The sequence below is a fragment of the Dactylosporangium sp. NBC_01737 genome (assembly GCF_035963215.1).
In the GTDB taxonomy this organism is placed as follows: domain Bacteria; phylum Actinomycetota; class Actinomycetes; order Mycobacteriales; family Micromonosporaceae; genus Dactylosporangium.
On sequence record NZ_CP109153.1, the window covers coordinates 10737559 to 10749705 of the forward strand.

Genomic DNA, 12147 nt, shown 5'->3' on the forward strand with positions numbered 1-12147 from the left:
CGGATCATGCGTTGCCAGGACTGCTGACGCCGCGCCGGGCGAAGGGCGAGGCGACCTGTTCTCGGCCCGCCGCACCGTACACATCCCGGCTTGCGCTGTAGGCGGACTGAAAGGCCAGGCGTTGGTCTGCGTCGGTGGCGAGATCGTCGAGGATCTCGTCGAGGCTGAGGAACGCCTGCCACCTCGGTTGGCCGGTCGCTGCGGCGATCCGGTCGACGACGAGGTCTTCCAGGCCGGCGACGCGCTGACCCTTCCAGATCTTGTCGGCCAGGCTGACGAGCAGGTCCTCGACGGTCCGGTCCTGGTCCTTCCAGGTGCCATGGGTGCCGGCGAAACGGGCGAGCCGCTCCGGCACGCCGTGGGCGAGCAGCAGCGCGTGGCCGGCCGGCTCGTGCGCCGATCCGGAGCCGGTCAACTCAGCGGGATGGGCGACCTTGCCGATGTCGTGGGTCGCCGCGCCGAACAGCACGGCAACCCGGTCGAACGCCAGGCCAGGGCACCGCCGCTCCAGCGCCACGGTGAGCGCCGCAGCGACGTCGTGGACCAGACGCAGGTGCGCCGCCAGGCGAGGCTGCGCGTGCAGCACGTCCAGTAGCGTGGTCGCCTCGACCGGCAGTTCCCGCAGCGGCAGCAACTCGGATCGGTCGGTGAGCGCACCGCGCAGGACAGGCGAGACCATGCCGCCAACAGTAGCCACGCCCGGACGACACGAGCGCCGGCGAACATCCGCGATCGGAAGCGGACGCTCCGGTGTGATGGCTGCGCCTCGAGCCGATTCGGCGGTTGTTCAGCGCAGGTCGACCGGTTGCAGTCCGATCCTGACCAGCCGAACCCGTCCGGCGGCGTCCCTGACCAGTCCTGGAACGCCTGGCTGGCTCAGAGTACGGACCTCGAACAGCACGTTGCGTTCGTGAACGTCGCGGTATCGCCGCTGGTAGGCGTCATACCGCGCGCCGAAGACGACCTGCAGGAAGGCGGTCAACGGCCGATCGAGCCAGCTCCGGCGGTCAGAGCGCCACTGGAAGCGGGCCCATTCGTAGCCGTCGACGAACTCCCGGACCTTCACCAGCCCGGTGAACCGCAGCCCGATCAGCGCCCTGCCATCGAAGTCGACACCGGTCACACCCGCCACGCGACGCTGCAGAAAATAGGTCCCGGTAACGAACCTGCCGTTCAGATAGGTCCGTTCGTCGATCACCTCAACGACGAAGACCCGCTGCCGGTGGTCGCAGACACAGAAGGCAGCCTTCTCCTCGCCCTTGCCGAGGTACGCGCAGCGCCAACGAGGATCCGGGAAGTGCAGCAACCGGTCGGCGTACTTCATCGCGGCGAACTGCTCGTCGTGCCAGTCGGTGAAGTCCGCCGCAACGGCCTTCGACACCTCGACCAGGTCGCCGCCCATGTTGACGATCACAGCAGCCCTCGACCGATGTCTGCCGGATGAGCGCCTCGCGTCCCACCCGAACCACCAGGCACGACACCAACGGCCGCCGCATCGATCTGCACCACGACCGGAAGTATCGCACCCGTCAGGCATCCGCACACTGTCACGAACGAGCACCGGCCCGGCGAACCAGCACCGCCCGAGCCGCGCACCCCGGCGGCATCTGGCCCGGTCCAGGGCCCGGGCCTGAGGTGCCCGTGCCGCAACCTGTACGGCCCCTACTGATCGACCTGACCAACTGAGCACAGAGCGCCGGCCGGGCAGGCACCGCCCAGCCGTCGCTCTGCCGTCATCCGGCCGCGGCGCGACGCCGGCGAGCCGCCCGCACCACACTCACCAGGATGACGACGCGCGACCGGCAGCAGATCCGGGCGCTGCCAGCCAGCGGATGAAAGCACGGTCGGCGGCCTGTGCGGTCATCCTTGAAGGAGGCTCGGGGGGCGATCTACAAGGTGGGGATCTTGAAGCCCGGTCCATCGTCGGGCACGACGAATGGTGCGTACCCGGCGCCTACGTCGTCGACGACCAGATCCGAAAAGATCAGCGAGATGTTGTGGCTGTTCGTCTTGATGGTCGCTTCGTAGAACGGTAGGCCTACCTCACGCGACCAGCGCTGGGCATCGATCGAATCCTGCACGAGATTCATGCCGGGATACAGCGCCTGCCACTTGACGCCCCATACGTAGCCGTTGAGGTCACCGTCTTGCGTACAGTCCACGAGCCGCTCGTCGAGCGATTGCCTCCAGATCTGCGGCGACAGGGCGGATGTAGCCAAGACGCGCACACAGTGTTTGAACCGGTACCGGAGGTGCTCCGGCGCGATACCAAGGCGAGGATCGGCGGCGGCGTAGACGAAGACGTCGTAGTCACGCATGTAGTCGGCGAACCCATGAAAGACGATGGCCTGATCGAAGACGTCGTCGAACGCTGCCTGGATCTCGGACCCGTCCATCTCGGGATCATCGCGCACGCCAACTGTTCCGGCGAGCGACTTTGGCCACGCCGGTGTCCATGCACTCAATTCGGCAGTTCAGGAAGCCGCCAGTGCCGCCGGGTCGATCACCGATCGTGACGAGCAGCGACCGGCCGCCGCGCACCAACGGCGGCATAGCGGGCGAGCTCGGGGCCGGGCATGAACGACGGACCGCTGGGAGCTAACCGTGCTCCCGACCCGGCAGGGGTGCCCCGCGGAGGAACGCTTCGTATACCTCACGGACATCATCGTCGATCTCGGGTCGGATGTTGCTGTAGCGAGTGTCGGCCTGGTCACGGTGGGGCCCGGAGAGCCAGTACTCCTCGTGCGTCTCGACGTCGTAAAAATTGGCGTCGAACATGCCCGGCCAGCGGTGGAGGGTCTTGCCGTGCCAGTAGGCCGTCTTCCAACTCTTGTTGAAGCGCACACGGCTGACCCAAGCGGGTCCTTTGTCGGTGTTGTGACCGGTTTTCAACTGTACGAACATCACTCGTTCGGCCATGAACACCATCGTCCAGCGGATCACCTCGGCGCGCATCTCCATTACGCGTGCGGCGCTTCATTGGTCACGTCCACCGCTCGCCCGCACGCTCATCGGCCTTGTCCGCGCACCGGCCGATGCTGATGCGCGTCACGAGGCGTGACGGGTCTCTGGAGTTGCGTCCGTGCGTCGATCAGGTGAGGCGCCAGTCCTGGGTTTGCTTGGCCACGCCCGGGTGGAGACTCAGGCGGAACCGGGTGAGGTCCACGTTGCCCTTCACCTCGAAGATGATCTCGCGGCCGTTCAGCGATCTCGGAGGGAGCACGGAGGCGGGATGGAGCTGGCGGGCGTCGGTCATGGCGGTGTTGCGCGGGTGCGTCCGGCCGGTCTTGTCGACGAGCCAGGCGTACTTCTCGATATCGGTCATGAACGGGACGCCGCCGGTGTTCTCGATCAGGACGCTGACCGAGACCAGCCGGTGGCCGAGCAACCCGCGAACATGAGGCGTGATGGTGCACAACACGTCGTGATCCACCCTGGGCGGCAAGCGCGCACGACCAGCGGCATAGAGCGTGCATCGGATCTGCGCGTCCCGCGGGGTGTGGTTCAGGCTACGAGTAGGCGGAGGCCGAGTTCTGCGGTGTCCAGGGCGACGAGGTCACGGTTGCGCTCTGCCCACCGGCCTGAAGAGAGGTCTTCGCGAAGTGTGCTGACTGCCCGTTGCTCAGCCTGCGGTCCAACTCTGGTCCACACCGAGACCGCGCGGCGGACATGGTCGTCCAGGTACGCTTCGGGCCGGCGCCAGTACGCCTCGAAGAAGCCGTCATGGCAGTCCCACGGGACGAGCACAGGCTCCGCGCGTCCTCCGATCGCGCCGGTCAGATCGGCCAGTGAGGGCCAGCCGACGAGAAGGTCCGCGAACTCAGGCAGGTAGTCGCGGGTGAGCCAGAACCGCTGACGCCAGCCGGTGTCCTCGGCGTCGTACGTGAACACCACCACGCGGCGGGCCACCCGCCGCATCTCACGCAACCCGGCGACCGGGTCCTGCCAATGATGGACGGTGCTGACCGCCATCGCGGCGTCAAAGGACTGATCCTCGAACGGCAGACTTTCCGCAGCGGCGGCCACGCACGGCGCCGCACCCGGGAGGCGCTGCGCCCGCATGACTGCCGACGGTTCCACCGCCGTAACGTCGCGATCGGAGGGCTCGTAGGAGCCGGTGCCAGCCCCGACGTTCAGCACCGTCCGTGCGTCCCCCAACGCATCCCAGATTCGCATGGCGATCCGCGGCTCGGTGCGCCGCGTCGCGGGGTACGCGGATCCGATGGCGTCGTACAACTGCGCGCCGAACATTTTCAGCTGCTCCTCTGGCGTCGTCCTGATCCCCATGGCCCGTGCGTCCAGTTCCCTGTCTATGGCCGCCACCATGGCAGCAGCGCGGTCGCGCTGATCCATCAGCAGGCCGCGCAGCCGGCACAGGTGCGCGACTGCGTCCGTGGCCGGATCGTCGACCAGATCCGCGATCTCCCGCAATCCGAAGCCGAGTCGCCGGTACGCGAGCACCTCCCGGAGCCGTTCCACATCGCCCGCGGAGTAGGCCCGGTGCCCCGCCGCGGTTCGCGTGGACGGCTGCAGAAGGCCGATCTCGTCATAGTGATGCAGCGTGCGGATGCTGACGCCGGCCAACCCCGCCACACGCCCCACGGTCAGGTGCTCCTCCACGCAACCGACTATCGGGCATGACGCCACGTGAGGAGCAAGCGCCCCGCTACCGACATGATCGAGTTTCCGCTCAATGGCTACTTGCGCGCCCAGCCTGCGGCCCCAGGCGCCGACTGCGATATACGGGGCGTGAGAGCCGTCGGCGAACTGCGGCGCGATCGACCGCCAGCGCGCGGTAAGCCGTGGATCACTGCGGCTCATCAGGCGGAGACCCGACCACACATCGCGTTATGAAGTCGGGTCTCCCCTCTATGGAAGTACCTTGGCGCGAGACGGACAGGCCAAGGGCGCGAACAGCGGCATGAGAGCGCACCCATTCAAGCTGTCTGAGTCGCCGTGGCTGCCTTGGTCGACGGTGTGTGGGGATGCAATTGATCCAGCAGAAGAAGGTGTGGGTCGCATGACACCGGAAGAGGTTGAACGAGCCGATGCGCAGGTTGTCCGCCCGAGTTGGGCCATCACGCCCATGGAAGGTGTCGGGCCGTTGCGATTCGGCATGACCGTGGGGCAAGCTGCCGCAGCACTGCCCGAAGCCCGTGAGCTACGCCGATTCCAAGCGGATCCTTCGTTTCCGGAACTCCTCGGTGTTGAGCTGGGTTGGAAGCTGGCAGAGCCAGCGCTCTATGAGTACTTCCTCGGATCCGGTCAACTGTTCTGCATTGCGGCGGACGCCGTTCGCGGGCCTCTGATGACACTGGACGGAATGCAGTTGACGGGTAGCGACCCGGCCGTGCTGGAACCGTGGCTTTTCGACGTGTCCGACTCCCTGGGTGGCGGTTTGCGGTATGGGCCGAGGGCCGACCCGGGGATCGAAGGGCTGTCTGGTCCTGCGGGTGCAGGCCGCTGGTCACGAAGTGCTGACTCGACCGGTTCTGGTTGGTCGCGAGTGGGCCTACCGTTGCGTTGATGACTGGGAAAGCGCCATCCCTGAGTGCGAGTGGGCTGGACGCCTGTGGCCTGACGAGAGGTACCCACAACGGCAGGAGATGTGGCCGCCCACTGAGGTCCCGCCGACCTGGTATGGCCAGTGGTCGCCTCCGTTCTAGGGCTGTGTTCGTTGGCCCGAGTGCCGGCAGTTCTTTGGCGACCCCTTCCGCGACTCGCGGTCTGAACGGCTGCGCTCATGGCGCCGAATGGTCGCACGCAGCGTGACGGCTGCCAACGACTTGCAGCGCTCGCTTGGCGGCTACTTCCGGACGCGTGGTCAAGGGCACTTGTCGGCGCCAGCGGTCGCTCTGCGCTCACCACCGTCCACGCCGGCTGCTCGCCGGTACCGGCGAGCAGGAGGGCCACGCGAACGTGCCGCGCGCCGTACCCTGCTGTCATGAAGCCCAGGGTGGTCGCACAGTTCCTCGCGGCAGCGGTGGTGGCGGCCGGTCTGACCGCCTGCACCACCGGCGCGGTGCGCCCGGCTGTGCCACTGACTGAGGCCACCCCCGGCTCCAACGACGTGCTGGTCGGCGCTTGGAGCTCGACCACGGACGGCGCCGCACACATCGAAGATACCTTCCCTGTCACCCCGCCGCCCGAGGTCCCGAGGCCCGAAGGGTATATGTTTCACTTTCGGGCGCGATGCGCCGGCGACGGCACCGTGTCGTTCCGCGTGAGCGCAAAGAGTGGCTTCACCCAGACACACGAATGCGAGTGCATCGGCAAGTGGGCCGGCACACAACCGTTGTTCCCGCGTTTTGACGATGACCCTGAGAGCCTTGGGCCCTTCAGTCTCACCGTCGACCGGGCGGCGGGCGTCACCTCCTGGGACGTCGAGGCCTACGCAACACGGATCAGCAACCGCTACCCGAAGCCCAGCGCGTCACCGACATAGCGACGCGTCCGGCCCGGCACCGCGGCCAGGCACGTTCGATCTGGTCCATGACCGACTCGTTACCAGGGCAGCGCGATACCCACACGATGGACGAACGAGGCATCTCAACCCGGCCAAGGTCACGTGCTCGCTCATCGGCAGGAGCGGAAGCCTCGGCGCCGCTTGGTCTGTCACTCACTGTGACGACGGAGGTTCTGGCGCCGCGCAACACTCGCGGCATGAGCGCGCATGCAGCTGCGGCAGGTCCGCGCACCTGACGTTGGTGTGATCCTGCCGTGGGCAGCGGGCGGGTGGCGAGCCTATCCGGCGGCGGCCTCGCGTTGGATCTGCTCGAACTGGCCGGCCATCGCGGTGGCCAAGGCCTGCGCGGCGGACAACGGGCGAACCATGACGGTCAACTCGTCGATCAGGCCGCGCTCGTCCAGGTGCAGGAAATCGCAGCCCTCGACGGCGACGTCGCCGATCCGTGCCGCGAACACCAGCGCGTGGTCGCGGCCGCCCTCGTCGCCGAACTCACGGACGTACCGGAAGTCCTCGAAGACCCGCAGCACGCCACGCAGAATCGCAGCGGTGATGGCCTTGCCCGGGTAGGGCTTGAACGCCACGGGACTGCGGAACACCACGTCGTCGGCCAGCGTCGCCGCGATGGCGTCGGGGTCACGTGCCTCAACTGCAGCGCGAAAGTCGATCACCGCGCCAGCATACGGTTCGATCCCACCCTCGATTGACGCCTCACGACGTACCTGGGGGCAAGCGCTCAGCCCGGTTGCGCTGCCGCGGCGCTCGCCTGACACGCCGTAACGGTGGATCATCGATCCGACATGCCGCCGTGGCGCGACCGGCGGCGACCGACGGTGGGGAAGCGTGGAGTTCACATTTCAGGATGTGATGGAACGAGCGGCAGCTGTCGGCCGCGACGTGGAACTCGCCGACGTGCATGAGATCTTCCGGCACGGCGGTCCCAACCCGGGCGCGAGCCCTTCGGACCTGGCTGCGCTCAGGCTACGCGTCGATCTCCCCCAGTCGTACACGGAGTTTCTGACCTACTGCGATGGCTGGGTCGGACTCGACGGGCAGACGGACATGCTGCCGATCGCCGAGTTGATCGACGGGCCGGCCACCGTACAGGCTTGGGTGATCGTCGAGGCGTACGACGAGGGCAGCGGCCGGCAGTTCGGGCTCTCCCGCGACCGGTACCTCGTCATCGGTGCGGCCGAGTCGAGCCTGAGCGTCATCCTGCTCGACCTCAAATCGGCGCCTCGGGTGTGCTGGCTGGCCCAGGGGGGCGTGGGCGAGTTCCCCACCCTCGACGCCCTCATTGCGACTGCCACCGAATACCACCTGGAGACGCTCGCCGCCCTGCGAGCGGACCCGTGGCTGGGCATCTCAGAATGATGACGGCAGGATGCACTGACATCGGCAGTTCAGGAAGCCGCCAGAGCCGCCGGGTCAATCACCGATCGTGACGAGCAGCGACCGGCCGCCGCGCGCCAACGGCGGCATGAGCGCGCGCGACTGGGCGTAGTACATGGCGTGGAGTGGCCAGGTTGTCCCGGCTCGAGGTGAGGTGGATGATCGCACGGTGGTGAGCGTCGGACAGCCTCATGCGGACGTGTGGGACGCGTTGAAGGCATTGGTTGGCACGGATATGGACGACACGGAGTACGCGGAGGATGCCGGCGCCTTCGGCTGGCTGCTCGGTGAGGCGGGTGGCTCGCCTGCGGGAATCGGTGCGGTGCTGATCCGCGCGACCTCCGCGGTGACGCCGACGGTGCATCGCGAGGTGCTCGTGCAGGCACTCGAGCACGCGCTTGCCATTGCGGACGAGCTCGGTGAACAGGACCGGAGGTACCTCGCCGCGTACCGGGATGTCGCTGGCGCGGTGCTGGAATTACTCCGGCAGCGCGGACCGGTTCTGTGGCGGTCGCAGGCTGTCGCGCAGGTCAGTGCCACCACCGGCCTGACCCGCGCAGAGAGCGCGTTGATGTTGGCGGGGCTACCGATCCGCGATTGGGATGAGGACGAGTTCCTCTGCGAAACGCAGCGCTCGGTACTGGAACTGACCGCGCGCGAGGCGAAGGTCGGCAGGATGGAACTGATGACCGTCCCTGTCGCACACCGCGTCCAGGTGCTCGACGCGGCGATGCCCGACCAGGCGGCGGCGCTGTGGGAGCACGGGCTGGACGTCGGCCGTCTGTGCTCCACTTGGAACGCCGTGCAAGGCCGTCGTGTACCGGTGCGCGAGGAACTCCTCGCCGAGCTCGGTACCGTGATGGGCTTCCCGACCGACATCCTGCGCACCTTCACCTCACCCAGGCCCGGCGACTGGCTGCACAACGACGGCGAATGCCGTGTCGACGTCGACACCGTCATAACCCGGGCTCCTGCCGGCGGTGAGCCGTTCAGCCAGCGTCATCTGCCCAGCGCGGCAGGCGGCCTGGCCTGGCTGGCCTACCATCTGCCCGCCGGCGACCCGATCCGGGCGAACCTCGCTCAGGTGTACGACCTGATCCGGCTCCGGCTGCGCAACCCCAGCCTTCTGATCGGCACCGTTCTCCTCCGCCGTGAATCCGTACCGGACGTGCTTCCGCCGGGCATCGTCGCCGGGCAGACCTTTCCATCCGGGCTGACGACCTACCATCTGCGGCCGGCGTTCATCACCGGCCCGGATGACCCCGCGCTTGACGTAATGCCCGATCACAGCCCGATCTCGATCCGGCTCATGCTCGACCCCGCGTTCGAGCGCATGATCCACACGTTGGAGACCGGCGGGATTCCGCCGGGTGCCTACAACCAGAACGCCCTGCTGTCCGTTACGCACATCGTCGAACGCGTCGCGCAGCGGTTCGAGCTGCCGCTGGTCGCCGCGTCGCTGTACCTGCAACTGCTGGCGCTGCCCGATCCGACGGACGCCCACCTGCTTCGATGGAACGGATGGGACGCGGCACAGCTGGCACAGATCGCTTCGGAGTTGCTCCGCCGCCAACTGGTTGTCGAGGACGTCCGGCCCGCCGGTCGCCAGTACTTCATCCCCGGACCGTGGCTCGAACGGAAATTCGTGCCCGCTTTCGAAGCATGGAAATCGACGCTGTATGGCTTCACTCCGAACCAGGAGCCGCCGTACCGATGGCATCTCGTGACCCGGCCGGTCACGGACCTGTTCCAAGCCGCAGCCGACCGGGTGACCTCCGGCGACCTGCCACGCTGAGACGTCCGCACGGCAGGCATCCAAGGTGCTCCACAGTGGATGGAAAGGCTCGGGTGATCATCTCCGCGCCCCGGCCACCGCCGAGGGCGTTGCGAGGGGTCAGCGGGGCAGCCGGGCCGCGTCGGTGACCCGTTGCCGCCAGGCGGCCCGGATGGTGTCCAGTTCGGTGCGGTGGCGGCGTTCCCAGGCGTCGAGGTTGCCGGCGACGATCCGCATGGCGGCGATGTAGGCGCAGCAGCTGGTAGGCCACATCGGCGGCGAACGCGGCCTCCATGGCCGCCACCGACGCAGTCCACGCGGCCCTCGGCGGCTGCCCGCCGACCAGGGCGTCGGCTCGAGACAGGCGATGCTCGAACCGGCCGGTGCGGCCGTTGCGCGTCTCGACGTCCTCCGGCCGCCACACGGCAGCGCTGCGATCGGTGATGCCCGCGCGCGGTCCAGCCGGGCGCTGGAACGCCGCCACACGGTCGATCACAGATGCGGGAGTGCCCACGGTACCGCGCGCTGAGATCGGGGCATCCGCTTCTCGGCAGTTCAGGAAGCCACCGGCGCTGCCAGGTCGATCACCGATCGTGATGGCAAGGGAGCGGTCGCCGCGCACCAACGGCGGCATAGAGCGGATGCCGATGTCGGGCCGCCTCAACAGGACGATCGGGGGATGGAATGACGACCGAGCCTCTGGCAGGGTTCCCGATCGTCCGCCGTACCAGGAGGAGCCGTCCATGCCGATCGTTCGCCTGCCTGCCGATCAGGTCATGTCCGGCGCGGCCGTTCCGCCGCTGTGTCCCCGTCACGGCCTGCCAGCTTTGACGATGAAGAAGAACCTGCGGTTCGTGTCAGCGCCACCCGCGTGGGCGTACATCTTCGCGATCACTCTGGTTGTCTTCGCCGTCATCGTCATGCGGAACCGTCACGACGTCGTTGCGCCGAACTGGCCCTGGTGCGCCGGATGCCGCCGCAGCCGCGTGCACCGGCTGCTGGTCGGCGCCGGTTTGCCGATCGTGCCAATCCTCATCCTCGCCGCGAACGTCACAGTCCCACCCGGCAGCTCAGCCGCGCACGCCCTAGCCATCTTCATGTTCGCGTGCTTCATCGGCGGTTTCATAGTGCTGACCCGGTGCCGCGCCGTCGCGATCGCGGGAGGACGGGTCTCCAAAGATGGTCGATGGCTCGAAGTCCGGCCAACACACGAAGACACGACCGGCGCCTCCCAACTCACGCCGACCCAGCTCACGAACCACACGCCCATCCCCCGCGGCTGACCGCACCGTACCAAGGCCGACCACCGATCATCGGACAGATACCGCAACCTATGTGCACCGCTTCGACCACGACGGCCGGCACGAGTCCTCCACGATTCGGCGGATCGCCCTCAGCCGCTACCTCACCGACCCGGACGCCGCCGACCGAATCCTCACCGGGCTCCTGTACGAGCTCGATGCGCCGCGGTTCGGCGACATCGCCATCCAGCCGTTCCGCCTCACCTGCGACGGCGTCCTGTTCGGCCTGATTGACGAATCCGACCCAGATCGTGGCGACTGGGCCGAACTCTACCCCGACCGGCTCGGCTTCACCCCCCCGTGGGACGGCACCTACAGCACCTGACCAGCGCGCTCGCCTCCGACCGGCTGAGGCAAACGGCTCGACGCAACCGCCTACCTGGCACTCGCGCACCGACACGACGGAGACCCGGCACGCCGAGCGACTCAGACGCTGTAACGGCTTCGCCGCAATCATCCGACCGGACAGCCCACCGCGGGAGTCCCGGCGGATCGCAGCGAACAACTCGACCTTCGACATCCGCGACATCGGCGAGCTCCCGTCCCAGACCAGCCGATGTTCCCACCGCCGCAGGTGGCGCCGGAACTGGCGGACATCGCAATCCACCCGATCGAGAACACACCTCAATGGCGCTCAGACTCGCAGACAAAGCGCAGGTCACCTGCCACGCCACATCGCACGGCTGGTGCATCAGAGCACGACGATCGGCGCCTTGCCGTTCGGTCCTACAGCAAGGACTTCCGCGAGACCGACACGCAACGCGTCTCGATCTTCGTCGGTGATGTCGAGGTGCAATGGCAGCTCACGAGGCCACCCAAAGAGGTGTGCAGCTTCCTCGTCAAACGCGAGTACAAGGTTCGAGCCGTCGAGACGGGCTGAAGTCACGCCGCCGTACATGCACGCGTGGCTGGACATCATCGTCACCAGTTCCTCGATGCCGTCGCCGGGCTGGAATCGGGTTGGCGGGCCGTCGACTACGCAGTAGCCCCAGCTACGATCATCTGGCTCGTCTGCGAGCTGGAACTCGATGTAACGCGCGCCCTCGGGCGAATCGATGAAGAGCGCGACAGCCAAGTAGGCCAGGCCGGCCTCTTGCCGGGTGTGCCGCGTCACCTGCGATCGATGGACATTCCAGGCCACTCAAGATCCCTTCGCGGAGGCAGGCACGGCACCATATCTGTTCTGGTGCGCCCTGACCACACGATGCGCGTCG

15 protein-coding genes are annotated in these 12147 nt (G+C 67.4%); 7 read left to right on the plus strand and 8 right to left on the minus strand.

What is annotated here, in order from left to right; translation table 11 throughout:
- Positions 1-4: 4 nt before the first annotated feature.
- The 4 genes from OHA72_RS49355 to OHA72_RS49370 form a co-directional block, all read right to left on the minus strand.
- Positions 5-679: an HD domain-containing protein gene (locus OHA72_RS49355; protein ID WP_327003021.1), complete on the minus strand. Its 675-nt coding sequence runs from the start codon at positions 677-679 to the stop codon at positions 5-7.
- 108 nt (positions 680-787) lie between these two features.
- The gene (locus OHA72_RS49360) at positions 788-1561 is read right to left on the minus strand and encodes a hypothetical protein (protein ID WP_327003022.1); all 774 of its coding nucleotides are present in this window, start codon (positions 1559-1561) and stop codon (positions 788-790) included.
- Positions 1562-1889: 328 nt separating this feature from the next.
- Entirely contained in the window at positions 1890-2396 is a 507-nt protein-coding gene (locus OHA72_RS49365; protein ID WP_327003023.1) for a YxiG-like protein, read from the minus strand.
- 202 nt (positions 2397-2598) lie between these two features.
- Complete coding sequence (locus OHA72_RS49370) at positions 2599-2919, minus strand: hypothetical protein (RefSeq protein ID WP_327003024.1); 321 nt, start codon at positions 2917-2919, stop codon at positions 2599-2601.
- On the opposite strand from OHA72_RS49370, the gene OHA72_RS49375 reads away from it, so the two are divergent.
- Positions 2918-3061, plus strand: a complete 144-nt coding sequence (locus OHA72_RS49375) for a hypothetical protein (RefSeq protein ID WP_327003025.1) — start codon at positions 2918-2920, stop codon at positions 3059-3061. The genes OHA72_RS49370 and OHA72_RS49375 overlap by 2 nt on opposite strands.
- Positions 3062-3091: 30 nt before the next feature.
- Here OHA72_RS49375 and OHA72_RS49380 read toward each other — a convergent pair whose 3' ends face one another.
- Both OHA72_RS49380 and OHA72_RS49385 read right to left on the minus strand, forming a co-directional pair.
- Positions 3092-3421, minus strand: coding sequence for a hypothetical protein (locus tag OHA72_RS49380; RefSeq protein WP_327003026.1), 330 nt, complete (start codon positions 3419-3421; stop codon positions 3092-3094).
- An 83-nt stretch (positions 3422-3504) separates the two neighbouring features.
- Positions 3505-4620 (minus strand): MerR family transcriptional regulator, encoded by a 1116-nt coding sequence (locus OHA72_RS49385; RefSeq protein ID WP_327003027.1) that lies wholly within the window; start codon positions 4618-4620, stop codon positions 3505-3507.
- A 400-nt stretch (positions 4621-5020) separates the two neighbouring features.
- On the opposite strand from OHA72_RS49385, the gene OHA72_RS49390 reads away from it, so the two are divergent.
- Complete coding sequence (locus OHA72_RS49390) at positions 5021-5527, plus strand: hypothetical protein (protein ID WP_327003028.1); 507 nt, start codon at positions 5021-5023, stop codon at positions 5525-5527.
- A gap of 417 nt (positions 5528-5944) precedes the next feature.
- Entirely contained in the window at positions 5945-6445 is a 501-nt protein-coding gene (locus OHA72_RS49395) for a hypothetical protein (protein ID WP_327003029.1), read from the plus strand.
- 299 nt (positions 6446-6744) lie between these two features.
- Here OHA72_RS49395 and OHA72_RS49400 read toward each other — a convergent pair whose 3' ends face one another.
- Positions 6745-7257 (minus strand): nuclear transport factor 2 family protein, encoded by a 513-nt coding sequence (locus OHA72_RS49400; RefSeq protein WP_327003030.1) that lies wholly within the window; start codon positions 7255-7257, stop codon positions 6745-6747.
- 52 nt (positions 7258-7309) lie between these two features.
- Here OHA72_RS49400 and OHA72_RS49405 point away from each other — a divergent pair, with 52 nt between their 5' ends.
- The 4 genes from OHA72_RS49405 (at position 7310) to OHA72_RS49420 (ending at position 11258) form a co-directional block, all read left to right on the plus strand.
- Positions 7310-7840, plus strand: a complete 531-nt coding sequence (locus tag OHA72_RS49405; RefSeq protein ID WP_327003031.1) for an SMI1/KNR4 family protein — start codon at positions 7310-7312, stop codon at positions 7838-7840.
- Between the two features lie 172 nt (positions 7841-8012).
- A complete protein-coding gene (locus OHA72_RS49410) occupies positions 8013-9653 on the plus strand; it encodes a hypothetical protein (protein WP_327003032.1) in 1641 nt (546 codons plus the stop codon).
- 722 nt (positions 9654-10375) lie between these two features.
- Positions 10376-10915: a hypothetical protein gene (locus OHA72_RS49415; RefSeq protein WP_327003033.1), complete on the plus strand. Its 540-nt coding sequence runs from the start codon at positions 10376-10378 to the stop codon at positions 10913-10915.
- Positions 10916-10967: 52 nt separating this feature from the next.
- Positions 10968-11258, plus strand: coding sequence for a hypothetical protein (locus OHA72_RS49420; RefSeq protein ID WP_327003034.1), 291 nt, complete (start codon positions 10968-10970; stop codon positions 11256-11258).
- A gap of 366 nt (positions 11259-11624) precedes the next feature.
- On the opposite strand, the gene OHA72_RS49425 is transcribed toward OHA72_RS49420, so the two are convergent.
- A complete protein-coding gene (locus tag OHA72_RS49425) occupies positions 11625-12074 on the minus strand; it encodes an Imm10 family immunity protein (protein ID WP_327003035.1) in 450 nt (149 codons plus the stop codon).
- Positions 12075-12147 lie beyond the last annotated feature (73 nt).

Excerpts from the sequence above, each read along its gene's own strand:
- OHA72_RS49355 (WP_327003021.1), bottom strand. The coding sequence starts at position 679 with ATGGTCTCGCCTGTCCTGCGCGGTGCGCTCACCGACCGATCCGAGTTG.
- OHA72_RS49365 (WP_327003023.1), bottom strand. The coding sequence starts at position 2,396 with ATGGACGGGTCCGAGATCCAGGCAGCGTTCGACGACGTCTTCGATCAG.
- OHA72_RS49375 (WP_327003025.1), top strand. The coding sequence starts at position 2,918 with ATGAACACCATCGTCCAGCGGATCACCTCGGCGCGCATCTCCATTACG.
- OHA72_RS49370 (WP_327003024.1), bottom strand. The coding sequence starts at position 2,919 with ATGGCCGAACGAGTGATGTTCGTACAGTTGAAAACCGGTCACAACACC.
- OHA72_RS49390 (WP_327003028.1), top strand. The coding sequence starts at position 5,021 with ATGACACCGGAAGAGGTTGAACGAGCCGATGCGCAGGTTGTCCGCCCG.
- OHA72_RS49395 (WP_327003029.1), top strand. The coding sequence starts at position 5,945 with ATGAAGCCCAGGGTGGTCGCACAGTTCCTCGCGGCAGCGGTGGTGGCG.
- OHA72_RS49400 (WP_327003030.1), bottom strand. The coding sequence starts at position 7,257 with ATGATCCACCGTTACGGCGTGTCAGGCGAGCGCCGCGGCAGCGCAACC.
- OHA72_RS49415 (WP_327003033.1), top strand. The coding sequence starts at position 10,376 with ATGCCGATCGTTCGCCTGCCTGCCGATCAGGTCATGTCCGGCGCGGCC.